Origin of the sequence: Streptomyces sp. NPDC088910 (assembly GCF_044749865.1) — a bacterium.
GTDB lineage: Bacteria > Actinomycetota > Actinomycetes > Streptomycetales > Streptomycetaceae > Actinacidiphila.
This window is the reverse complement of record NZ_JBIVIV010000013.1, coordinates 18,527-41,137: the sequence shown is the minus strand read 5'-3', so window position 1 is coordinate 41,137 and position 22,611 is coordinate 18,527. Positions and strand designations below refer to the sequence as shown.

The 22,611-nt window shown below is 70.7% G+C and carries 21 protein-coding genes and 2 pseudogenes; 12 read left to right on the top strand and 11 right to left on the bottom strand.

Going from position 1 to position 22,611, the window contains the following annotated elements:
* Positions 1-11 precede the first annotated feature (11 nt).
* The gene (locus tag ACIP4Z_RS27040; protein WP_401312358.1) at positions 12-1,187 is read right to left on the bottom strand and encodes an epoxide hydrolase family protein; all 1,176 of its coding nucleotides are present in this window, start codon (positions 1,185-1,187) and stop codon (positions 12-14) included.
* Positions 1,188-1,436: 249 nt separating this feature from the next.
* Here ACIP4Z_RS27040 and ACIP4Z_RS27035 point away from each other — a divergent pair, with 249 nt between their 5' ends.
* The 3 genes from ACIP4Z_RS27035 (at position 1,437) to ACIP4Z_RS27025 (ending at position 4,695) form a co-directional block, all read left to right on the top strand.
* Complete coding sequence (locus tag ACIP4Z_RS27035) at positions 1,437-2,975, top strand: alkaline phosphatase family protein (protein WP_401312355.1); 1,539 nt, start codon at positions 1,437-1,439, stop codon at positions 2,973-2,975.
* Positions 2,976-3,123: 148 nt separating this feature from the next.
* Complete coding sequence (locus ACIP4Z_RS27030; protein ID WP_401312352.1) at positions 3,124-4,005, top strand: alpha/beta fold hydrolase; 882 nt, start codon at positions 3,124-3,126, stop codon at positions 4,003-4,005.
* Positions 4,006-4,311: 306 nt separating this feature from the next.
* Entirely contained in the window at positions 4,312-4,695 is a 384-nt protein-coding gene (locus tag ACIP4Z_RS27025) for a PPOX class F420-dependent oxidoreductase (RefSeq protein ID WP_355348495.1), read from the top strand.
* A gap of 36 nt (positions 4,696-4,731) precedes the next feature.
* On the opposite strand, the gene ACIP4Z_RS27020 is transcribed toward ACIP4Z_RS27025, so the two are convergent.
* The 3 genes from ACIP4Z_RS27020 to ACIP4Z_RS27010 form a co-directional block, all read right to left on the bottom strand.
* A complete protein-coding gene (locus ACIP4Z_RS27020) occupies positions 4,732-6,540 on the bottom strand; it encodes a gamma-glutamyltransferase family protein (RefSeq protein ID WP_401312349.1) in 1,809 nt (602 codons plus the stop codon).
* 200 nt (positions 6,541-6,740) lie between these two features.
* Entirely contained in the window at positions 6,741-7,412 is a 672-nt protein-coding gene (locus ACIP4Z_RS27015) for a DUF4232 domain-containing protein (RefSeq protein WP_401312346.1), read from the bottom strand.
* A 150-nt stretch (positions 7,413-7,562) separates the two neighbouring features.
* Positions 7,563-8,828, bottom strand: a complete 1,266-nt coding sequence (locus ACIP4Z_RS27010; protein WP_391050014.1) for a saccharopine dehydrogenase C-terminal domain-containing protein — start codon at positions 8,826-8,828, stop codon at positions 7,563-7,565.
* 142 nt (positions 8,829-8,970) lie between these two features.
* Between ACIP4Z_RS27010 and ACIP4Z_RS27005 the strand changes: the two genes are divergently transcribed.
* From ACIP4Z_RS27005 to ACIP4Z_RS26995, 3 genes are all read left to right on the top strand, one after another.
* Positions 8,971-9,678: a helix-turn-helix domain-containing protein gene (locus ACIP4Z_RS27005; protein ID WP_355348507.1), complete on the top strand. Its 708-nt coding sequence runs from the start codon at positions 8,971-8,973 to the stop codon at positions 9,676-9,678.
* Between the two features lie 319 nt (positions 9,679-9,997).
* Positions 9,998-10,345: an ATP-binding protein gene (locus tag ACIP4Z_RS27000; RefSeq protein WP_188283376.1), complete on the top strand. Its 348-nt coding sequence runs from the start codon at positions 9,998-10,000 to the stop codon at positions 10,343-10,345.
* A 94-nt stretch (positions 10,346-10,439) separates the two neighbouring features.
* Positions 10,440-11,354 (top strand): hypothetical protein, encoded by a 915-nt coding sequence (locus ACIP4Z_RS26995; RefSeq protein WP_401312341.1) that lies wholly within the window; start codon positions 10,440-10,442, stop codon positions 11,352-11,354.
* A gap of 75 nt (positions 11,355-11,429) precedes the next feature.
* Here the strand turns inward: ACIP4Z_RS26995 and ACIP4Z_RS26990 are convergent, their stop codons facing one another.
* On the bottom strand, positions 11,430-12,317 hold the full coding sequence (locus ACIP4Z_RS26990) for a LysR family transcriptional regulator (RefSeq protein ID WP_401312338.1): 888 nt from the start codon (positions 12,315-12,317) through the stop codon (positions 11,430-11,432).
* Positions 12,318-12,405: 88 nt separating this feature from the next.
* On the opposite strand from ACIP4Z_RS26990, the gene ACIP4Z_RS26985 reads away from it, so the two are divergent.
* A complete protein-coding gene (locus tag ACIP4Z_RS26985) occupies positions 12,406-12,786 on the top strand; it encodes a DoxX family protein (RefSeq protein WP_401312757.1) in 381 nt (126 codons plus the stop codon).
* A 94-nt stretch (positions 12,787-12,880) separates the two neighbouring features.
* Here the strand turns inward: ACIP4Z_RS26985 and ACIP4Z_RS26980 are convergent, their stop codons facing one another.
* Both ACIP4Z_RS26980 and ACIP4Z_RS26975 read right to left on the bottom strand, forming a co-directional pair.
* Positions 12,881-13,516: an NAD(P)-dependent oxidoreductase gene (locus ACIP4Z_RS26980; RefSeq protein ID WP_401312335.1), complete on the bottom strand. Its 636-nt coding sequence runs from the start codon at positions 13,514-13,516 to the stop codon at positions 12,881-12,883.
* 86 nt (positions 13,517-13,602) lie between these two features.
* Positions 13,603-13,878: pseudogene (locus ACIP4Z_RS26975) on the bottom strand (discoidin domain-containing protein); the annotation flags it as partial.
* Positions 13,879-13,962: 84 nt separating this feature from the next.
* On the opposite strand from ACIP4Z_RS26975, the gene ACIP4Z_RS26970 reads away from it, so the two are divergent.
* A complete protein-coding gene (locus tag ACIP4Z_RS26970) occupies positions 13,963-15,033 on the top strand; it encodes an SDR family oxidoreductase (RefSeq protein WP_401312332.1) in 1,071 nt (356 codons plus the stop codon).
* On the opposite strand, the gene ACIP4Z_RS26965 is transcribed toward ACIP4Z_RS26970, so the two are convergent.
* Positions 15,024-16,052: a helix-turn-helix transcriptional regulator gene (locus tag ACIP4Z_RS26965; protein ID WP_401312329.1), complete on the bottom strand. Its 1,029-nt coding sequence runs from the start codon at positions 16,050-16,052 to the stop codon at positions 15,024-15,026. The two genes, ACIP4Z_RS26970 and ACIP4Z_RS26965, sit on opposite strands and share 10 nt — an antisense overlap.
* Before the next feature lie 40 nt (positions 16,053-16,092).
* Positions 16,093-16,260 carry a hypothetical protein gene (locus tag ACIP4Z_RS26960; protein ID WP_355348527.1) on the bottom strand — a complete coding sequence of 56 codons (168 nt, stop codon included), beginning with the start codon at positions 16,258-16,260 and terminating at the stop codon, positions 16,093-16,095.
* A gap of 547 nt (positions 16,261-16,807) precedes the next feature.
* Between ACIP4Z_RS26960 and ACIP4Z_RS26955 the strand changes: the two genes are divergently transcribed.
* The 3 genes from ACIP4Z_RS26955 (at position 16,808) to ACIP4Z_RS26945 (ending at position 18,482) form a co-directional block, all read left to right on the top strand.
* The gene (locus ACIP4Z_RS26955) at positions 16,808-17,152 is read left to right on the top strand and encodes a hypothetical protein (RefSeq protein WP_401312325.1); all 345 of its coding nucleotides are present in this window, start codon (positions 16,808-16,810) and stop codon (positions 17,150-17,152) included.
* A gap of 217 nt (positions 17,153-17,369) precedes the next feature.
* Positions 17,370-17,648: a hypothetical protein gene (locus ACIP4Z_RS26950; protein ID WP_401312322.1), complete on the top strand. Its 279-nt coding sequence runs from the start codon at positions 17,370-17,372 to the stop codon at positions 17,646-17,648.
* Between the two features lie 66 nt (positions 17,649-17,714).
* Entirely contained in the window at positions 17,715-18,482 is a 768-nt protein-coding gene (locus tag ACIP4Z_RS26945; protein WP_401312319.1) for an IS5 family transposase, read from the top strand.
* A gap of 10 nt (positions 18,483-18,492) precedes the next feature.
* On the opposite strand, the gene ACIP4Z_RS26940 is transcribed toward ACIP4Z_RS26945, so the two are convergent.
* Complete coding sequence (locus ACIP4Z_RS26940) at positions 18,493-18,660, bottom strand: hypothetical protein (RefSeq protein WP_401312316.1); 168 nt, start codon at positions 18,658-18,660, stop codon at positions 18,493-18,495.
* 377 nt (positions 18,661-19,037) lie between these two features.
* On the opposite strand from ACIP4Z_RS26940, the pseudogene ACIP4Z_RS26935 reads away from it, so the two are divergent.
* Positions 19,038-19,226, top strand: a pseudogene (locus tag ACIP4Z_RS26935) (IS701 family transposase); the annotation flags it as partial.
* Between the two features lie 535 nt (positions 19,227-19,761).
* Here ACIP4Z_RS26935 and ACIP4Z_RS26930 read toward each other — a convergent pair.
* Positions 19,762-22,569 (bottom strand): RHS repeat domain-containing protein, encoded by a 2,808-nt coding sequence (locus tag ACIP4Z_RS26930; protein WP_401312313.1) that lies wholly within the window; start codon positions 22,567-22,569, stop codon positions 19,762-19,764.
* Positions 22,570-22,611: the final 42 nt, after the last annotated feature.

Here is a 22,611-nt window from a genome sequence, read left to right as displayed (position 1 = left end):
AGGACCGCCGTTCAGCCCGCCGCCGCCCGGTAGGGGCGGAAGAATTCGCGCAACTCCCGCGCGTACAGCTCGGGTTCCTCGAACGCCGCGAAGTGGCCGCCGCGCGCGGGCTCGGTGACGCGTACGGCGTTGGCCGTACGCTCGAGCCAGGCCCGCGGCGGGCGGGCGATGTCGCCGGGGAAGAGCGAGAAGCCGGAGGGCACTTCGACGCGGCGGGTGAGCTGGGCCGACGGGATCGCGGAATTCGCGTGGTACATCCGCATCGACGAGGCGATCGTCCCGGTGAGCCAGTAGATCGTCACGTTGGTGAGGATCTCGTCCTTGGTGAAGCTCCGCTCGATGTCGCCGCCGCAGTCGCTCCACGCCCGCAGTTTCTCCACGATCCACGCGGCCAGCCCCGCGGGCGAGTCCTGGAGCCCGACGGCCGCGGTCTGCGGCTTCGTACGGTGCATGGCGGCGTATCCGCCCTCGGCCGCGCCCCAGGCGGCGGTCTGCTGGAACCAGGCGCTCTCCTCGGGTGTGAGCTCCGCCGGATCGCCCGCGAAGACGGGCAGGCCGCCGTCGGTGCGGTGGACGGCCACCACCCGGTCGGGGTGGTCGAGCCCGAGATAGCGGCTCACATGGCTGCCGATGTCCCCGCCCGCCGCGCCGAACCGCGCGTAGCCGAGGACGTCCATCAGCTCCGCCCACAGGCCGCTGACGGCGACGGAGTCGAGCGGCCGTCCCGCGGCGGGGCGGTCGGAGTACCCGTAGCCCGGCATGTCGGGCACGACCACGTCGAAGGCGTCGGCCCGGTCGGCGCCGTGCGCGGCCGGATCGGTGAGGAGCGGGACGACCTTCGCGTACCGCCAGAAGGAGTCCGGCCAGCCGTGGCTGAGGACCAGCGGCAGGACGGGCCCCGTGGGCGCGACGGCGCGGGCGTGGACGAAGTGGATGCCGAGCCCGCCGATCGGGGCCCGGAACCGGGGGAGCCGGGCCAGCGCCGCCTCCTGCGCCCGCCAGTCGAAGCCGTCCGCCCAGTAGGCGACCAGTTCGCGGAGGTAGTCCAGGTCGGTTCCGAGCGACCATCCCGCGTCCTCGGGCGCGTCCGGCCAGCGCGTCGCGCGCAGCCGGGTCCGCAGGTCGTCGAGCGCGGCGGCGTCGGCCCGCGGGGCGAAGGGTTCGGGGCGGGGCGGGGCATCGGGCATGGGACGCATGTTAACGCCGCGTACCCCGGCGGCCCCGGAACGGGGGAGCGTGGCGAATCCGGACGTCGGCCACTGGTAGCCGACCGTTCAACAGGTCGTCTCCCGCAGGGGTCTGGCCTCCGCCCACGCGTCACGGAAAGATAACAGGTATGGACCGAACGGCCTCGATGTTCCGGGGTGTTCGGTCCCACTGGTGCTCTCCCGCACCGCCCGTCTCCGCCACCTCCGCCATGTCGAACGGAGCAACAGATGTCCGACCACGGGATCTCCCGCCGCAGCGTCCTCGCGGCCACCGCCGCCGTCGGCGCGACCGTCGCCGTCAGCGGCGTCACCGCCGCGACCCCGGCCGCCGCCGCGGCCCCCACGCTGCCGAACGGCACCAGCAAGGACAAGGTCCTCGTCGTGGGCATGGACGGCCTGCGCCACGACAGGATCGACGCGGCCACCGCCCCCCACCTCAAGTCCCTGATGGCGAACGGCACCTACGGCACCAGCCTGCTCTACGCGAGCCCGATGGCGGCCACCGTCTCCGGCGCCGGCTGGTCGACCATCGCCACCGGCGTGTGGCCGGACAAGCACGGCGTGAAGGACAACACCTTCGCGGGCAAGAACTACGGCGCCTACCCGGGCTTCATCAAGCGCATCGCGTCCGTGAAACCGGCCCTGTCCACCTACGTGGCCGTCGACTGGAAGCCGCTCGACGCGCAGGGCACCTTCACCGACGGCGCGGACGGCAAGGTCGTCTACGACGGCGACACAGCCGACTACACCGTCACCGACGCCCAGATCGTCGCCGACTCCGAATCCGTCCTGCGCGATCAGAACCCGGATGTCGCCTTCGTCTACTTCGGCAACACCGACGAGGTCGGACACGCCTCGGGCGCCGCCAGCCAGGCGTACCTCAAGGCCATCGCCACCCAGGACGGCTACCTCGGCCGCCTGCTCGCCGCGGTCAAGGCCCGTCCCACCTACGCGAGCGAGCGCTGGACGGTCATCGTCGCCACCGACCACGGACACCTGGACGCGGGCGGCCACGGCGGCTCCACCATCGAGGAGCGGCGCACCTTCGTGCTGGCCCAGGGACCCGGCATCGCGGCGGGCCTGCGGCCCATCGACACCCGCCTGGTCGACGTGGCCGCCACGGTCTTCAAGCAGCTCGGCATCGTCCCCGCCGCCTCCTGGGGCCTGGACGGCAAGCCCATTCAGGAGCGCTCGACCGATCCCTTCGACACGCTGACGCTCTCACCGCGCACCGACGAGACCGGCATCCCCGCCGGGGTCCTGGGCTATACGCACACCACGCCCAGCGGCTGGTCGATCATCAACTCCGCGATGGGCACCGGCGGTGTCACCGAGTGGCGCGGCTGGTCCTTCGCCACCGACGAGTTCTGGTCCCGCGCCCAGGCCGACCAGTCGCGTGAACTCAACGTCCGCTCGCGCGGGGTCTTCGCGGTCGCCGACTCCGACGAGTGGGCCGACAAGTCCTTCTCCGGCACGTTCGACTCGACGCTCGTCACCCCCGCCCACGCGGTCACCGCGGGCTCCAAGGTGACCCTCGACTACGTCACGCACTACCTCCAGGAAGGCAGCCAGAAGGCCGAGATCCTCGCCTCCTGGAACGGCGGCACCCCGACGGTCGTCAAGACCTACACCGCCGACACGGTCGCCAAGGTGGAGTCCCTCACCCTGACCGCGCCCGCGGGCGCCTCCAGTGTCAGCTTCCGCTTCCACTACACCGGTTCCAACAACTGGTACTGGGTGATCGACGCGGTCAAGATCACCGCCTAGCCGCCCGATGTCCGGGCAGGGGGCGCCGCCACCGGCATCCGCGCCCCCTGCCCGCCCGGCCCGGCACCTGAAAGTGCGGGAGAAGACGCAGGTCAGCCCTGGCCGAAAGCCGGATGCGAGGCGATCGGCCGAATGGCAGACTCCGCACATGCCCCATGCAGACGTCGCGCCCGGAGTGTCCCTCGCCTACGAGACCTTCGGCGACCCCGCCGATCCCGCCGTCCTGCTCGTGATGGGCTTCGGCGCCCAGATGATCTCCTGGCACGAGGACTTCTGCCGCGCGCTCGCGGACCGTGGCCGCCACGTCATCCGGTACGACAACCGCGACTGCGGGCTGTCCACCTCCTTCGACGCCCACCCCGTCGACATGGGCCGGTTCATCGCCGCGGTCAGCTCGGGGGACATCGCCTCCGCCCTGGCCATGGTCCCCTACACGCTCCAGGACATGGCCGACGACGGCCTCGGCCTGCTCACCGCGCTCGGCATCGACCGGGCCCATGTCTTCGGCTCCTCGATGGGCGGCATGATCGCCCAGACGATGGCCATCCACCGGCCGTCGCGGGTGTTGACCCTGACCTCGATGATGTCCTCGACCGGCGAGTCCGAATACGGTCGGCCGACCCCCGAGGCGCAGGCGGTGCTCTTCGCCCCGAAACCGGCCGACCGCGAAGGCTATGTCGCCGCGGCGGAAAGGGAGTTGGTGTGGGCCTCCCGGCGCTACGGCGACGCCGACGCCCTGCGCGACCTGGCCGCCCGCAGCTATGACCGCGCCTATCACCCCTCCGGCGTCGGCCGGCAGCTCGGCGCGATGATCCTCGGCGGCTCACGCGCGGACGCACTCCGGAAGCTCAAGGTGCCGACCCTCGTCATCCACGGCCTGGACGACACCCTGATCAGCCCCAGCGGCGGGGAGCGCACCGCGGAGTTGGTGCCAGGGGCCGAACTCGTCCTGATCCCCGATATGGGCCACGACCGCCCCCGTGAGCTGTGGCCCGAGATCATCGGCCTCGTGGCGGAGCACACCGCCTGAGCGATGACCGCGCCGCGGTCGCGCAGCGTCCGTCAGGTCGCGGAGCCCCGGCGGACCGGCCTCGCCCCCGGCGGCCGTACGGGCGCCGCTCCAGGACGCCCTCGTCGACGAGGCGGTTCAGCCGCTCGGCAGGCGCCTCGCGCGGGATGCCGAGGGCCCGCGGACCTGGCAGGGTTCTCAGTGTGCACGCGTGTCGGTCCACGGATACGTCCCCGGACGCGGCCCTGGGCGGCCGTCCGCGTACACCACCAGAGCCGCCGACCCGTTCACCGGCGCACCCGCACAAGCCATCAGGAGCTGACCACGATGCTCGACCCCGACGTCCGCCGCGTCCTCGACGGCACCTCACTCGCCCACATCGCGACCGTCCTGCCCGACGGCGCCCCGCACACCGTCCCCGTCTGGATCGGCACCCACGGCGACCGCGTCACGATCTTCACCGGCCCGCGGTCCCGCAAAGCCCGCAATCTGCGCCGCGACCCGCGCGTGGCGCTCTCCCTCACCCCGGCCGACAACCCCTTCCAGCCGGTCGTCATCCGCGGCAAGGTCGTCGAATGGCTGGAGGGCGACGCCGTCTGGGAGATCATCGACCGGATGGCGACGAAGTACACCGGCGGCCCCTACTCGCGCGACAACGAGCTCGTCGTCGCGCTCATCGAGCCCGAGCACCAGAGCGTGGGCATGGGCTGAGGATTCCGCAGGGCCGCGCGCCGCCGTCCGGACGCGTCAACGTCCCACGGCGTAGCCCTGCATGCCGCGCGGATTCGCGGCGGCCGACAGCACGCCCGTCTCCGGATCGCGCGCGACGGCGGAGATCCGCCCCTCCGACCAGGCGTCGCCGACGCTCACCGCGTGCCCCCGGCGGCGCAGTTCGGCCACGACATCGGGACCCGTCCGCTCCTCGACGGTGAGGCTGCCCGGCGCCATGGCCCGCGGGTAGAAGGAGCCGGTGAAGCTGTCGGTGTGCCAGTTCGGCGCGTCGACGGCGCCTTGCAGGTCGTAGCCTCCGCGCACCCGGTCGCGGAGCGCCACGGCGAGGAAGAAGTGCACCTGCCACTGGTCCTGCTGGTCGCCGCCGGGGGTGCCGAAGGCGAGGACGGGCACCCCGTCCCGCAGCGCCAGCGACGGACTGAGCGTCGTGCGCGGCCTGCGGCCGGGGGACAGGGAGTTGGGCAGACCCTCCTCGACCCAGGTCATCTGGAGCCGCGTGCCGAGCGGGAAGCCCAGCTCCGGTATCACCGGATTCGACTGGAGCCACCCCCCGCTGGGCGTCGCCGAGATCATGTTGCCCCAGCGGTCCACGACATCGATATGACAGGTGTCGCCGCGCGTGCCGCCGTCGACCGCGACCGTCGGCTCGCCCGCCCCGGCCCCGGCCGGCGCCACCCGCGCACCCGCGCCCTGCCCCGCGGCGGTCGCGTACGCGCTCAGCTTCGGCGTCCGACCCTCGGGGCCGCCGGGCCGCAGTTCGTACGAGGCCCGGTCACCGATGAGTGGGCGGCGGCCGGTGTTGTACGCGGTGGACAGCAGCGCGTCGAGCGGGACGTCCGACGCGTCGCCGTACCACGCCTCGCGGTCGGCCATGGCGAGCTTCGTGCCCTCGACCAGCCGGTGGACATACGCGGCGGACCCGTACGCGGGCAGGTCGGCGGCGCGCGACGGCAGCAGGGCGAGCTGCTGGAGGAAGGCCGGGCCCTGACTCCACGGACCCGCCTTGCAGACCGTCCAGCCGTCCCACTCATACGTGGCGGGCTCCTCGTACGACGCGGACCAGCCCGCCAGATCGGCGGCCGTGAGGGTCCCGGTGTGCCGCTCGCCGCTGGTGTCCATGGTCGGACGGGCGGCCTGGGCGACGATCGCCTCGGCGACGAAGCCCTCCCGCCAGATCCGGCGCGCGGCCTCGATCTGCGCGACCCGGTCCCCGCCGCCGTCCGCTTCCGCCTCGGCGATCAGCCGCCGCCAGGTCGCGGCGAGCGCCGGATTGCGCCACAGCTCGCCGGGACGCGGCGCCTCGCCGCCCGGCAGATACAGCTCCGCGGACGTCGTCCACTCCGTCTCGAACAGCTCACGCACCGTCTCGACGGTCGCCGTGACCCGCTCGACCGGCGGATGACCGTCCGCCGCGTACCCGATCGCGTAACGCAGCACCTCGGCGAGGGACGCGGTGCCGTAGTCGCGCAGCAACGTCATCCAGGCGTCGAACGCGCCGGGCACGGCGGCGGCCAGCGGCCCGGTACCGGGCACCAGGTCCAGGTCGAGCGAGCGGTAGTGGGCGACGGTCGCGCCCGCGGGCGCCACCCCCTGCCCGCACAGCACCCGTACCTCCCCCTCGGCGGGCCCGACGATGATCGGCACCTCGCCGCCGGGACCGTTGAGGTGCGGCTCCACGACGTGCAGCACGAAAGCACCGGCCACGGCGGCGTCGTACGCGTTGCCGCCGCCCTCCAGTACGGCCATCGCGCTCTGGGAGGCGAGCCAGTGGGTGGAGGCCACCATGCCGAAGGTGCCTTGGAGGGTCGGCCTGGTCGTGAACATGCGCTGCGCCTCTCTCGGGTCGGACAACTCCCGTCAAGGCGCGTCCCGTTGCCCGCGTCGAGGGCCGTCCGCCGCCATGACCTGGCACATCACGGTGCCGCGTCCTTGCACGCAGGCTAGCGACCGGGAAGCGGCGGGTCCGCGGCGGTCCACCATCCGGGCCCGCGCGGGCCCTTGACGGTGCGTCAGGCGACCGGCCGTCAGCGCCGCACGGCGCCTATGGTCAGCGGATGGATGCCCGTACCGGCGCAGTGCTCGGTCTTGTCGGCGAGGAACAGCGCCGCCTTCTGGTTCGGCGGATAGATCCGCAGCCCCTCGACCTTCGTCAGCTTGCACTGGTCGGCGCTGTAACCGCCCTGACCGTTGCTGTCGTGCAGCTCCGCGTACGCGGTCGCCTTCGGCGCCAGCGAGACGGTGCCGTGCGAACCGCCGTCACGGTCGGCCGCGGGACCGGCCTGCGCCCCGGCCGTCCTGACGTACGAGACGCCCGGATAGCCCGTCAGCGTGCACGCCGTGCTGCCGGTGTTGGTGAAGACGACCTTCGCGTGGTACTGCCCGGCGCCGACCTCGGCGTCCTTCAGCGCCACGCTGAGGTGGTCGCTGGCGCACGCGCTCGGCCCCGCCGCCTCGGCCGACGCGCCGCCGGAGCCGTCCGCCGACGACGTGGGCGTACCGCCCGGCGCGCTCTGCGTACCGTCGTCCGTCGTGGACGGCGCACCGGCGGACGGGGAGTCGGACGGCGCCGCGCTGACCGAGACGGACGAGCCCGCCGGAGCGGCGGACCCGCCGTCGTCCGAACAAGCCGTCAAGGTCAGGGCCGCCGTGGCCAGAGCCGCGGCGGGCACCATCACGCGTACGGACAGGCTGCGCATCGTGGGACCTCCGTGCGTCCTGGGGCCGGAAGACCGACCCCGTCGTACTCAATCACCGTGTGATGCCACGCCTGCCCCTGTCCTCCCTGGCTACACAGGCGCCCCAGGTCCGGGGGCACCTCGGGGCATCCGCCCCGAGGGCGGCGGTGGCTACGCGTTCGGCGCCGGGGCCGCGTCCCGATCCTGCGCGTTCCCGGCCTGTTCGCGCATCGCCCACGGGGACCCGTACGCGACGAGCAGGTCGAGGAAGGGCCGCGCGTCGAACGCCTCGGGGCCGAGGACACCACTGCCGCTCCAGGTGCCGTCGGCGAGGAGTTCGAGGGCGATCACCGGATTGATCGCCGTCTGCCAGACGACGGCCTGGGAACCGTACTCCCGCATCGACCACTGGTTGTCGACCACGTGGTAGAGGTAGACCTCGCGCGGGCGGCCGTCCTTGGTGCCCTTCACCCAGGTGCCCGCGCAGGTCTTGCCGTGCATCCGGTCGCCGAGCGCGGCCGGGTCCGGCAGCACGGCGGCGACGACGTCCCTGGGGGAGACCCGGGCCGGACCCCGGTCGGTGGCGACGGTGACCGGGTCCGTACGGTCCAGGCCCAGGTCGTGGAGGGTCTGGAGCTTGTCGATGAAGTCCTGGCCGAGACCGTATTTGAACGTCACCCGGCGGGCGTCGACCCAGCGCGGGATCAGCAGCACCTCCTCGTGCTCGACGTTCACGCACTCCACCGGGCCGATGCCCTCGGGGAAATCGAAGATCTCAGGCTGGCTGAACGGCGCCGTGGTGTACCAGCCGCGGTCCTTCTCCCACACCACCGGCGGGTTCAGACACTCCTCGATGGTGGTCCAGATGCTGAACGACGGCGCGAAGTCGTAGCCGTCCACCGTGAGATTCGCGCCGTCGCGCACCCCGATCTCGTCGATGCCGTCGAAGAGGTGGTCGGCGGCGTAGCGGGCGAAGACATCGGACATGCCCGGCTCCACGCCCATGCCGACCAGTGCCAGCAGCCCGTCCTCCTCCCACGCCTTCGCCTGCGCGAACTGGTCGTCGCCGAGCTTCGTGCCGCACTCCTCGTGGGGCCGCCGCGCGTGCGGCACCGACAGCGACATCGCCATGTCCATATACGTCGCCCCGGCCCGGTGCGCGGCCTGGAACAACGGCATGACGAAACGCGGGTCGGTCGCGTTGAGCAGCACGTCGCACCGCCGCTCCCGCAGCAGATCCTCCACGGAGAGCTGGTCGGAGGCGTCGATCCTGGCCGTGCTGAACCGGTCCGCCGCCTCGCCCAGTGCCGCGACGGCCGCCTCGGCCCGGCCCGGGTCGTAGTCGGCGACGACCATGTGCTCGAAGAAACCGCGTCGGGCGGCGATCCGGGTGATGGCGCTTCCGACGCCTCCGGCTCCGATGAGCAGTACACGCATGGCGGGGTTCCTTCCGCTGGTCGAGTGGGTGAGCGGGTGAGCGGTGCGGCCGGGGCCCTCGCACGGGGGGTGCTCGCGCCGTGGAGTGATGGAACCGCCGGCGGCGCCGTAAGGTCAATGCCGTTGGCGTAAGCTCCCGGCCGTGGCCAAGAAGGTGGTGGACGGAGCCGCGCGGCAACGACGTCGGCCGACGCGGCAGGGCGAGGTGCTCAGCCACGAACTGATCGTGGAGACCGCCCTGCGCATGCTGGCGGAACACGGCGCGCAGGGGCTGACCGCGCGGCGGCTCGGCCTGGCACTCGGCGCCGACCCCAGCTCCCTCTACCGCTACTTCCGGGGCATGGACGCCCTCGTCCTGGCCATCGCCGACGAACTGATGGGCCGGGCCCTGGCGGGCTGGACGCCCACCGGCCAGTGGCGGCGCGATCTGCGCGACCTGGGCCTGCGGATCCACCGCGCGTATCTCGCCCACCCGCAGGCGGCGGTGCTGACCGCCAGCCGGGTCAGCGGGGGGAAGCGCGAACTGGCCGCGGACGAGGCCATCCTGGGCATCCTGCACCGCGCCGGATTCACCGGCCCCGGCCTCGTACGCGTCTACCACGTCTTCATCGACGGCTGCCTGGCCTTCGCCGCCCTGGACGCGGCCTCGCTGGCGCTGCCCGCCGCCGCCCGCGCGGCCGACGAGGAGATCTGGCAGGACACGTACGCGGCCCTGTCGCCCCGCACCCACCCGCACATCGCCGCGACCGCGCCCCTGCTCGCCGCCCGGATGACCCGCAGCGCCTATCCCGACGCCCTGGACATGCTCATCGCGCAGGCCGCCCGCGAACTGCCCCCGGCCACGCGCTGACCGACCCGGCGTCCTTCCCCGGATCCGGTCCCTTACCCCTGTATCGAAAGAACGCGGTAGACCGGTCCGAGCCGGGCAAGCGACCTGAGGAAGCAAACCGCCGGACAATCTGGTTCAGGAGCGTCACATGTACATAGGTATCGGAACCATCGTTCTCATCGTCGTCGTCGTACTCGTCGTCATGATGCTGCGGCGCGGCTGACCTCAGGTCGCACGCGCCGCGGGATCTCCTCCAGAGGTGATTCACGTGAGCGATCCGTCCGATGGCGGGGCACCGGCGGCAACGCCGGTGGCCCACGCCGTGACTGTTTCCCGGCCCATGAGCGCGGCGGAAGCACGCGTCGCCGCCTCGGAGTTCGCGGACACCCTCCACCCTCCGCTGGCCGTACGGACCCTGCAGAATCTGACCCTCGTGGTCTCCGAGCTGGCCGCCAACGCCCTCCGGCACGCCGGAGCGGTACGCGAACTGCGTCTGAGCGCCGCCGCGAACACCCTTCGCGTGGCGATCGACGACCCCAGCGACACCCCGCCGCAAGGCCGCGCGCCCGACTGGAACGGCGCCAGAGGCGGCTTCGGCTGGATGATGATCCAACGGCTGGCCCACTCACTGGCGGTGACCCGCCGCCCCGGAGGCGGCAAGACCGTCCTGGTCACGCTGGCCCGATAGGGCCGCCGGGACCTCGCGCCCGCACCCCGCACGCCCGTGACCCGACCGGCATCCCGGTGGGGTTCGGGCGTGGCCCCCGGGGCAGACGGGCGGCATGGAGACCGCTGACCAGCCCGTACACCCCGCAGGACGACGGAGCGCCCGGCCGGGCGTCCTCATCGCCGTACTGGTGATCGCCCTCGCCGTGACCGCCGCTCTGGTCCTCACCGGACACGGCCGCGACCACGGCGGAGCCGGAGCCGGTGGCCCGGCGGACAAGGGCGCGCCCGGCGCGGGAAGCGCTGACCAAGGAAGTGCCGACCAGGGAAGCGCCGGATTCGGCAGCACCGATCCCGACGCCACGGCCCGTCTGCACGCCGACGCCGCCGACTTGTTGGTCCTCGAAGGAGTCTCGGGTCGCGTGCGGATCACCGCCGACGCGAGCGCCCACACGGTCTCGGGCACGTATCACCGCCCCGACGGCGGTACGGCGCGGGTGCGCGGTGTCGTCGACGACGCGGCGGGCCTGCGCACCCTCACTCTGGTCTGCGGTACGGACACCGGTGACGACGGCGGTGACGACGACGGCGGCGACGTCGGGGGCGACGTCGGGGGCGACACGGCGGGCTCGTGCGACGGCGATCTGACCCTCACCGTCCCCGAGAAGACCGGCCTGCGGCTGCGGCAGACCTCGGGCGAGACGCTGCTCGAAGGACTCGGCGGCCGACTCACCGTCAATGTCGCCTCCGACCGCCTCACCGCCCACGCGCTGCACGCCTCCCACGCCGACTTCGCGGTGACCTCCAGCAGCGCCGACCTCGGCTTCAGCGCGCCGCCGGACACCCTCGCCGTGGTGACGACCTCCGCCTCGACCGCCGTACGCCTCCCGGTCCCGTCGGGCGACGCCTACGCCGTGACCACGGCCGCCACCTCCGCCGACGTCCAGGTGAAGGTCCCGAACCGGGACGGCGCCGCCCACCGGGTCGCCCTGACCGTGCACTCGGGATCGCTGGCCGTCCTGCCCGCCTGACGTCAGGTCAGATCCCTGAACGGCGTTCGGCGGTAAGGCCCTTGAGGCGCCGTACCGCCGTCCACGAAGCGTTCCTCACGGCCGGTCGGTGCAGCAGCTGACGAAGTCCCGGACCACGGGATTGGCGTCGTCGGCCGGTGCCCAGGCCACGCCGACCTCGCTGTCGCTGACGCCGCTCACCGGGCGGTAGGCGATACCGGGCCTTGCGTAGAAGCGGGCGGCGGACGCGGGTGCGAGAGCGACGCCGTAACCGTTGGCGATGGCGCTGAGCCAGTCGTCGGGCAGATCCGTGACGGCGCCGATCCGTACCGGACGGCCCTCGCGCTCCCCGGCGGCCAGCCATTCCTCCCGCCACCGGCCGGTCTCCGCCGGAGCGGCCACGAACGGCTCGTCCCACAGGTCCCGGAACGCGATCGTCTCCCGCGCGGCCAGTGGATGCGCCTCGGGCAGCGCGACCCAGCGCGGCTCGGTGAACAGCGGCACCACCCGCAGCGCCTCCTGGCCCGGGAACGGCAGCCGTACCAGCGCGACGTCGACGTCCCCGTCGGCGAGCCCGGCGGTCGGATTCGCCCAGGACGCCTGCCGCATCTCCACCCGCCACCGCGGACGGCGACGCGTGAACTCCGCGATGATGTGCGGAGTCGCCTCATTGGCCGCGCTGGCGAGGAAGCCGACCCGCAGCAGCCGCAGGCCCCGGCGCTCCGCGCTCCTGGTCTCCGTCAGCACGCGGTCCCAGTCCGCCAGCAGCGCGGGCGCGCGCTGCGCCAGCAGACGGCCCGCGTCCGTGGGTGTCATGCCGGTACGGGACCGGGTGAACAGCCGCACCCCGAGTTGACTCTCCAACTGCTTGATCTGCTTGGTGAGCGCGGGCTGCGACACGAAGAGCCGCTCCGCGGCGCGGGTGAGGGTCCCCTCTTCCGCGACGGCGACGAAGTAGCGCAGCAGCCGGGTGTCCACATCCATGCCCCCAGGTTATAGGTGCAGGTATTGGACGGGAAAGTTGAGTGTCACGAGGCTGGTGGTCGCGGGCGCCCGCACCTTCTTCGAGCCCATGACGTTTCCGACCCCGAGGACATGCATCGTGTTCACCGCGTATGTGATCATCACCGTCGTCACCATCCTGGCCAACGCGGGCATCGCCGTCGCGGACCTCGCCCGCGCCGAGTTCGTCCTGGCGAACTCGGCGGAGGTGGGCGTCCCGCAGAGCTGGCACATCTGGCTGGCCTCGCTCAAGGCCGCCGGCGCCGCCGGTCTCCTCCTCGGACTCCTGGGCGTCCGGCCCGTCGGTGTCGCCGCCGCCGCGGGACTCGTCGTCTTCTTCGTGGGCGCTGTCCTCACCCATGTGCGTGCCCGTGTGCTCTACAACATCGCGTTCCCCGGCGGCTATCTGGCCCTGGCGGTCGCGTCCCTCGCGCTCACTGTCGCCTACTAGCGGGTCGGCGGCCCGGAATCCGTTCCTTTGCGCGGGCCCGTGCCGCGCTCACCGGCGCGCGTGCGGTCCGGCCCCGACGCAGCTGTGGAGCGGGTCAGTTGGCGAGCTGGACAGTGGTGTGGAGGTGGGCCGGGTAGGCGGCCTCGCGGAGCATGAAGTGGGCGACGTCGGCGCGGGAGATACGGGGGATGCCGCGCAACGGGAGGCGTTCGCCGGTTCGGTAGCGGCCGGTGAGGGGTCCGCCGACGAGCATCACGGGATAGACCAGGGTCCAGTCCAGGCCGCTGGCGCGCAGGATCTCCTCTCCGGCCGCCTTGTCGGCGAACATCGGTCCGAGGGCCTTGTAGACGGCCCAGTACACCGCCGGCGCCTGGTCGGCGGTGTCGCCGACGCCGTGTGCGGACAGGTGGACGATCCGGTTGACTCCGGTGTCGCGCATGGCCCGCACGATCCGCGGGATCGCGGTGACGGTCAGGGTGGGCGAGGTCAGGCCGTGCCAGGTGGTGGGGCTGCCGAACGTGGTCAGGACCGCGTCCTGCCCTTCGACGGCGGCGCGCACCGCGTCCTGGTCCCCGGTTACTTCCCCGGTCGCGACGCGGAGCCGGGGCCGGGGTTCCGGCGGGGTGGCCCGAGGGCGGACGAAGGCGGTCATCTCGTGGCCCGCGGCCAGTCCCTGGGCGAGGAGCTGCCGCCCGGTCCTGCCGTTGGCCCCGAACACGAGGAGCTTCACGTCGGCCTCCCGGACCGGTGTGCGAGGGCGCGGTCCGCGGTGGTCCCGCGGACCGTCACCCGGCCTGTGCGCATTGTCGCCCGCGGCTACCCGGTATAGACCTCAAGACTCACCACATGGGGCGCCGCCGGGCCCTGCGCGGTGTATCCGACATAGCGGGCGGTCACCGGTGTCGCGGTGACCGTCGAGGTGGCGGGGCCCGACGCGGCGACGGGGTCGCCGAAGGGCGTCCAGGCGGCGCCGTCGGATGAGACGTCGATCCGGTACGCGGTCGTGGCACCGGACGCCTGGACCACTGTGCGTCCGACGCGCGTGACCTTGCCCAGGTCGACGGTGAGCGCGGCTCCGGGTGCCGTTGACCGGGCCGGATGCCAGGGGTGTCAGGGCTGTGGGTTTGGCGCTGTTGGACCTGTCGTCGTCGCGGTTTCTGTGACCGCCGGGAAAGGGTGACGGGGGTTGTCACCTTTGGGGTGGAGGTTGGGGGGATGGACAAGAACACGAACATTCAGGATCCCGGCCGGAACGTCTCTCCCGCCGGTTCTCCCGCCGTCTCTTCCACGGTCTCTTCCGCCGTCTCTTCTGCTGGTTCTTCCGCAGGTTCCTTGGACGGGAGGATCGCTCTGGTGGCGGGGGCCACGCGTGGTGCGGGGCGGGCGTTGGCCGTTGAGCTGGGCCGTGCGGGTGCGGTGGTGTATGTGACGGGCCGTACGACGCGCGGGCGCGTCAGCGAGGTCGGCCGGGCGACGGAGACGATCGAGGAGACGGCGGAGCTGGTGACGGCGGCGGGGGGTACGGGCGTGGCTGTTCCCACTGATCATCTGGTGGTGGAGCAGGTCCGTGCTCTTGCGGCGCGGATCGGGCGTGAGCGGGGGCGGCTGGACATCCTCGTGAACGATCTGTGGGGCGGTGAGCATCTGCTGACCGGTTCGGTGTTCGGGAAGAAGAGCTGGGAGACGCCGCTGGAGGACGGTCTGCGGATTCTGGAGCTGGGGGTGCGCTCGCACGTGATCACCGCGGCGTTGGCGCTGCCGTTGCTGGTGCGGTCGGCGGAGCCTTTGCTGGTGGAGGTGACGGATGGCACGGCGGTGTCGAACCGTCGTTACCGGGAGAATCTCTTCTACGACCTGGCGAAGAACGCCCCGATCCGGATGGCGTTCGGGCTGGGTGAGGAACTGGCGGAGTTCGGCGGTACGGCGGTTGCGGTGTCGCCGGGTTTTCTGCGGTCGGAGCAGATGCTGGCGCACTTCGGCGTGTCGGAGGAGAACTGGCGTGACGCTGTCCTGACGGAGCCGGATTTCGCGGTCGCGGAGTCGCCGTACTATCTCGCGCGGGCGGTGGCGGCCCTGGCGGCTGATCCGGAGAGGTCGGCGCGGTGGAACGGCACGTCGACGTCGAGCGGGGAGTTGGCGAGGGTTTACGGTGTGCGGGACGTCGACGGCAGCCAGCCGGACGGGTGGGGGTATTTCGAGGATGTGCGGTACGGGGGGAAGGCCGGTACGGCGGACGACTACCGCTGATCCGGCGGCGGCGGGCCGTAGAGGTCGCTGAGGGCCTGCGCGTGGTCGCGAAAGCGGGCGCGCAGGCCCTGCGGGGCCAGCACCTCGGCGTCGGCGCCCAGTTGGGTGAGCTGGGTGAAGGCGACCTCTTCGCTTTCGGCGGGCAGGCGGAGCGTGACGCGGCCCGCGGTGTCGGGGGTGCCGGCGCGGGCGAGCGCCTCACCGGTCGCGGCGGGGTCGGTGACGGCGGGCAGGCGGTCCAGTCCCCGGGGGGTCAGGCGGACGGTGACGGTGGTGCGCAGCAGTGCCCGGGCGAATTCCGCGGCCCTGGCCCGCCAGTGCTCGGCGAGGTCGAAGGCGGGGTCGCGGGTGAAGGGCTCGCCGGCGCCGGGGGACAGGGCGGTGATCCGGTCGGCGCGGTAGGTCCGCCACCGGTCTTCGTGTTCTGCCGGTGGGCCGGGGACGCGGCCCACGACGTACCAGACCCCGGCTTTGAGGACGAGGCCGTACGGTTCCAGGTGCCGCGTCACGGTGGCGGGCGGTGTTCCGTCGCGTCCCGGCCGTGTGTAGGTGAGTTCGACGGTCCGGTCGGACCATACGGCGCGGGCGAGTTCGGGCAGCAGCGTGCAGGCCGACGGTTCGCGGAACCAGGCCGGTGCGTCGAGGTGGAAGCGGTGCGCTGAGGACTCGGCCGCCGCGCGCAGCGACGGCAGCAGGGTCGCGGACAGTTTCAGCCGTGCGGTGTCCGCGGCGTCGGACAGTCCGAGGTCCCGCAGGGCCGAGGGCAGTCCGGTGAGGTAGAGCGTCTCGGCTTCCCCGGGACCGAGCGTGGTCAGCCGGGTCCGGTACCCCGGTGCCAGCCGGTATCCACCCGCCCGCCCCCGCTCCGACCGTACGGGGACTCCCGCCTCCTGCAGCGCCTGTACGTCCCTGATCACCGTCCGCTCGCTGACCCCCAGTTCCCGGCCGATCGCGGCGGCGGTCATACCGGGACTCGACTGGACAAGCAGGGCCATACGGATCAGCCGGGCAGCGCGCATCCCCCCATGATCCCGCACCCGTCGGCGCGGCGGTGAGGGGTCAGCCTTTGCAGCCGGGGTCGGGAAGTATGACGGGTGCGGCGTCGCGGGTGGTGACGAACGCGCGGTAGCCGGGTGCGCCCGCGACGCATTTGGTGGCGATGTTGGCGTAGTGGTCGGGGAAGTTGGTGACGTCGGCGGGCGCGTTGTCACCCTTGTGGTTCGCCACGGGTGAGTCCCCGGTCCCGCGTTTGTCGCTTGCGCACCCGGACAGAGCGGCCAGGGCGATGGCCAGCGATGCCCCCGCGATCACACATCTCGTCATACGACCTCTCACCGGCATCCCCATCATCCTCGTCTCTGCCCGCAGGGTCTCCCGCGGGTGCGGATGCCCTGAAGGACACTCCGCGCCCGGCCGTGGTTCCCTAACCCCGGCTCGCGCGGTTGGCGTGTGGGTGAGGTGTCCGGCTTGCTGTGATGGCGAGGAAGACGGTCCCAAGGCGGTCGGCGAAGACCTCGCCGACAACGTCGGCGCGGGGTGCAACGGAGGCCGGGGAGCACGGCCAGGAGCGGTGTCCGGCCCGGATTGGGCGAGGGCCGTTGCACCCCCACTGCGGGGTGGTACCTCAACTGTCTCCACTGCGGGTAGTACCCCTGATCCCTCCGAGGACAAGCTCGCCAGCGGGAAGCACACGTCGTCTCACCAGAAGAAGGCCAAGCGCGGGCCATGTAAGCACAACCACGTCGGCCAACGGTTCGCGCTGGCCGGAGAGCTGATGCGGCGTCTGCCATGGCCGCGGGCCGCCGACCAGGCCCGGATCGCGTGGGCGGTCAACGAGGTCTCCGACGCGGTCTGGACCGCCGATGATGTCCTGGCAGCCCTGGACCTGCGCCAGGAACCGCCCGGGGGCGTACGGCGTGCGTCCGGGTTCCTCGCCGCCGGGCCGCGCGGCATGGCCACCATGCCCGGCTGGACCACCCGCCAGCAGCGCGCCGTACAGGTCGACCACCGCAACGCCGCCCGTCGACGCCCCCGAGAGCCGCAGCACACAGCTTCGCAACCAGCAAGAACGCAGCGAGAGCACCTGACAGAAGCCGCGCAGCGCCGCCGCATGGCGTGACGCCGACCAGCTGCTCGAGCAGGCCCTGACACCCGAGCCCCCGCCAGCTCCGACATCGAGGGGCTGCCGGAGCTTGCGGGCCCGCAGGGCACGACCGCGACAGAGATCCGGCAGATGCGCCGGACAGCGGCCGCGGAACGCATCTACGGCACCGGCCTGCTCCACCGCGCGCGGCAGCTGACCGGCACCGACCCCCACCAGCACACCGCGGCCGCCGGTGAGCAGCGACGGCCGCACCGCGGTGTTCGACACCGACGACTGCGGCAACCTCGTCAAGACCACCGACACCCGCACGACGAAGGTGGTCACATCCGGAGGCGCAAGTGTCACCTACACCTTCGACGGTGACGGCAACCAGCGCTCCCGCGTTGACGCCACCGGCACCACCACGTACGCGATGGACAAGCTCAACCGCGAGACCCTGCGAACCCTGACCGACGGCTCCACCACACTGAGCCTTTTCCAACCTGCCGGTGGGCGCGTGGAGTTGGGGTGACGACGTGGCGAAGCCCCTGGTAGATGGGTTTTCGACCAAGAAATCCGTCTCCACCAGAGGCTTCGTGTGCTTGTCTACCCGTCGGGCGTCGACGTGTCCAGTTCTGCCCTGCGCTTCCTGTCCGCCGAGCTCCGTCAGCGCCGCCGGGAGCTCGGCACCCGCTGGCGGCGCCTGAGTGACGGCCGCCAGGCCCTGCTCACTCTCGTCCATCTCCGCAACGGCCATCCGTATGCCCAGCTCGCGGCCGGGTTCGAAATCGGGACCACGACGGCATACCGCTACGTCACCGAGGCCGTGGACCTCCTGGCCGCCCTCGCACCCACCCTGGCCGATGCCGTGCGCGCCGCGTCGACGAAGGCGTTCGTCCTCCTGGACGGCACGTTCCTGCCCATCGACCGCATCGCCGCGGACCGGCCCTTCTACTCCGGGAAGCACAACAAACACGGCATGAACGTGCAGGTCCTCACCGATCCGTCCGGCCGACTGCTGTGGGCCTCACCGGCCCTGCCCGGCGCCGTCCACGACATCCGAGCAGCCCGCGAACACGGCATCATCGACGCCCTCGCCCAGGCCGACATCCCCTGCCGGGCCGACAAGGGCTACCGCGGCGCCGGCGGAACCGTCCGCATCCCGTACCGGGGACGATGGGAGACCCTCTCCGCCGGTCAGCAGGCGGTGAACCGGTCCCACGCGAAAATCCGCGCCCTCGTCGAGCAGGCCATGGCGACCCTCAAGAACTGGCGACTCCTGCGCAAACTCCGGTGCTCCACCGCCCGGATCACCAGCCTCATCCAAGCCGTCCTCACCCTGCATCTGACCAGCTCAAACCCATGATGGAAAAGGCTCACTCACGCCGCGGACCGCGCAGCATGAGATAGGTCAGCGTTCCGGCGGCTGCGAGCGTAACGATTCCCACGCAGATGAATGCCACTCCGCCTGTGCCCTCCTCGTTGCTTCCCTGGATGATAAGGGATACGGCAGCAATGAACGTGATGATGATGAAGATCACCATTCGCCGCGCCATATTCGGACCCGATTTTCCCATTCGGCGCTCTTTCGGCATGGTGGGTGACATTGCTATCGAAACCGCCGACGCACCAGGGGCTGCTCTGGAATCCGCGGTTGGAGTAAAGCTACTCTTTTTTGGGTCCTCGAATAATCAGAAAATGCATCACAAGGGCACAAGCAAGAGCGACGATCCCTGCTGCTAGGATTACGGCATTTCCGTTTACCCTCTGAGTGATGCCAGCGATTCCCAGTGCTGCGCAAACAATTACGAATATTACCAGCGTTCGTGTTGCGTCTTTGCTCATTTTTCCCGTTTTCTATTATTGGCGAGAAAGCCAGTACGGAGTCCCCGGACGGTTGGCCAGATCACCTGCTGGGTGCGCCTTCCTCGCCGTCGTCCGCGCGGACGACGGCGACCGCCACCCCGCACCCGACACCCGCACCCCGCTCACCTGCAACGAACAACCCGTCTACGGCACGGACCACCGGCTCGGCTGGTCCGACTGGCGACGTCACCACCAGGCCCGCTCCCAGACCAGCCGCTACCGACGACAAGCAACTCAGACTTGAAGATCACGAACTACGACTGGAGTATTAACCCCGATGTTGCGAGACCAGCCTCGTACCCGAGTTGCAGTGTCGCGCTACTTTTCATTTTTGAACCTGAAGATGAAGAATATTGCGCCTGCTACGACGGCGCACACGCAGGTAATTGCGATATCCGTTCCGGTGCTACTGGGCAGGCTCGTCCCTCCGGCGGCGAATTTTATTGTCGTCATTGTGACTCCTGCCGCTTGTATTGGATTCCATGCTTACTCGTGTCGGGCCCATCGGGGGCCATTTTGCTTTTGCCTTCGGTATCGGACGAATCCGATACCTAGGAGTGGGGCGATCAATACAGGGAGTGTGCCGCCCCAGGCCGAAGCCGCGCTTTTTCCGCTGGCGGTCATTATGAATCCAACGATCACGTAGAAGCCTAAGAAAGCCGTAGCGAGGTACAGTCAGCCGTGAGCGGAGTTTTTCTCGATTTTATCGGAAATGAATATCACCTCTCGAAGGGAGCTGGGGGGCGCTCCTGGAGAGAGCGCTCCCCCAGCGATCTAATTCACGACAGAGCTACCTGCACTGAATATGATGCGGCCACACCGAACGCATAGCAGCCTACGGTGGAAAGTCCGGCGGATTCAGGGGCTGTTGCTGCCTCACATACGGCACCGGCCACCACTCCGGCGCTGATGCTGGCGAACCCAGACGCCGCTCCTGAAATGTCTCCGCTCAGCAGGCTAGTGCCTGCCTGCAGCCAGTCATGAGCGTCGAGCCCTTTTGCGAGGCCACTAGTCACCGACGACAGTCCGAATTGCCCTGTGGGATCGGTGTTGTTGATGGGGTCGTCGCCGGCGTAGGCGTAGCGGTTTCCCTGGGCTGGGTCGGCGAGGAAAGAGTGTGCGTCTTGGGTGGTGAAGCGGCCGGTGGTGGGGTTGTACCAGCGCTGGCCGTATTTGATCCAGCCGGTGGTGCGGTTGTAGGTGCCGCCGACGTAGCGGTAGGGGTTCTGGGCTGCGGCGGAGCCGGTGGCGGTGGTGGTCTGGTAGGCGCCGTAGGGGTCGTACTGGTAGACGGTGGAGGTGACCGTGGACTGGTTGATGAATTCCACGGGGGATCCGAAGCCGTCGGTGATGTAGTACGCCTCGGTGCCGGTGGTGGTGCGCAGGACCAGGGGCTGGCCGGTGGTGGGGTCGTGGTCGATGTAGGCGGTGCCGGCGTCGAGTGTGACCTGTTCGATGACGGGCTGGCCGTTGCCGTCGGGGCGGCCGTAGACGTTGTCGCCGGTGTCGGTGGTCTGGTGGGTCAGTTCGGTCTGGCTGGTGCCGGCGTAGGTGCCGGTTCCGGCCGGTGTGGTGGCGGCGGTCATCTGTCCGGCGCCGTTGTAGGTGACTGAGGACAGGGAGGGGGTTTTCGTGAGGTTCCCGGCGGCGTCGTAGGTGTAGCCGCTGGTGGTGATCTGGTTGGCGGCGTTGTGGGTGAGGGCGGTCGTCCCGGTGGCGGTGGTGCGGTTGCCGCGTATGTCGTAGCCGTAGCTGTACGTGGTCCCACCTCCCGAAGTCGCCACCGACGTCAGCCGGTTGCCCGGGTCGTATCCGTAGGTCGTCGTTTTCCCCGTCAGGTTGTCCTTAGACCACTGGAGAAGGCTGCGGTCGTCGGCGGTGGCGGTGGAGCAGGTGGTGCCGGGTGTGCCGTTGGTGGCGCGGCAGTAGGTGACGTCGAACTGGCGGGTGGGCGAGGTGGCGGGGCCCTGGTCGGCCCAGACTCGGGAGGGGCGGCCGGAGGCGTCGAAGCCCTGGTGGACGTGAGCCTTGTAGATGGTGTGGTTGGCGTCGGTGCCGTACCAGGTGTCGGTGCGGCGGCCGTGGTCGTCGTAGGCGAAGCGGATCTTGGTGGAGGCCGGCGCTGCGGTGACGAGCTGGGTGAGGAGGTTCGCGTCGTCGTAGCTGTAGGTGGCGGTGCCGCGGGCGTCGGCGACAGTAGTCAGGTTCCCTGACTTGTCGTATCCGTAGGTGAGGGTGCCGCCGCCGGAGGTGGCGGTGCGGGTGGCCAGGTGCCCGAGGTCGTCATAGGCGTAGGTGGTGGTGATGTTCCGGCCGTCCTTGGCCGTGGCGAGCCTGCCGTAGCTGTCGTACGTATAGCTCTGGGCGCCGAGGGATCCGCCGGTCACCGGGGTGACGGAGGTGGTCTGGTGGGTGGCGGAGTCGTAGCCGTAGGTGGCGCTGTCGCTGTTGCCCGGGTCGGTGGAGGTGGCGACGGTGCCGTCGCTGTTGTAAGTGACCTTGGCGTTGGCGGCGTTGGCGTCAGTGGTATGGTCGCGCTGCCCGGCACCGGAGTAGTGGTAGGAGCTGCTGTTCGACTGCGCGTCGGTGGACGCCGAGGGCAGGTACTTCGTCCCGGCAGCGGTGTTGCCGTAGAGCGCGGACTGCGACGAACCCGTGGGGGAAGTCGTCTTGGTCAGCGACTCGCCGCCGTTGGCGTCGTACTCGTTCGACGAGGTCGATGCCTCGCTGCCGGACCCGATGGTGCTGGTGGAGGTGTCGAAGTTCGCGGTGTACGTCTTCGACCGGACGTTGCCGTCCGCGTCGGTCGCCTTCAGCACGTGTGCTGTGTCGTCGGTGGTCAGGTCGTAGGTGGTGTGCGGCACCGAGGCGACCGGCTGGGCCTGGTTGGTGTCGGGCGCGTCCAGCAGGGTCTGCGTCGCCGAGGGGTAGGACAGCCGGGTCACCGAGTCGCCGGGCGCACCGGCGGCGGTGTTGTGCTGGGAGACCGAGGCCACTCCGCGGCCGCCGTACGCGAACTCCGTGATGCCGCCGCCGGGGTTGGTGATCGACGTCAGCTTGTGCGCGGTGTAGCCGAAGGACGTGGTGCGGTTGAGGGTGTCCTTGACCGAGGCCAGGTCGCCGCTGCTGTTGACGGTGTAGGTGACGGTGCGGACCGAGCCGTCCGAGGCGGTCTGCTTCAGCGTCGTCACATGACCCGACGCATTGGCGTACACACCGGTCCGCTGCGTGGTGGTGCCCCGCGTCGCCACAATCGAGCCAGGCAGTGCGCCGGAGTAGCCGAGCGTGGTGGCGTTGCCGTTGCGGTCGGTGATCTTCGTGAGTTTTCCGGAGGAGTCGAACGTCTGCTTGGTCTGGCTGGCGTGGTCGGTCAGCGTGTAGGTGCCGTCGCTGTTCTTGACCAGGTCCGCCTTGAACCCGCCCGGCGCCGTGAAGCCGGTGCCGATGGACACGAACAGACCCGTCACCCCGGCCCGGCCCCGGTAGGTCACCGACCCTTCCTCGTGCACGGTCAGCGAGATGTCGTACGGGGTGAGCAGCCACCCGTACCCCGCGGCGGCCGAGGTCGAGGTGAACCCGGATCCCACCGACTCGCTGTTGTAGGAAGCCCCGAGGCCGACATCCCCGTT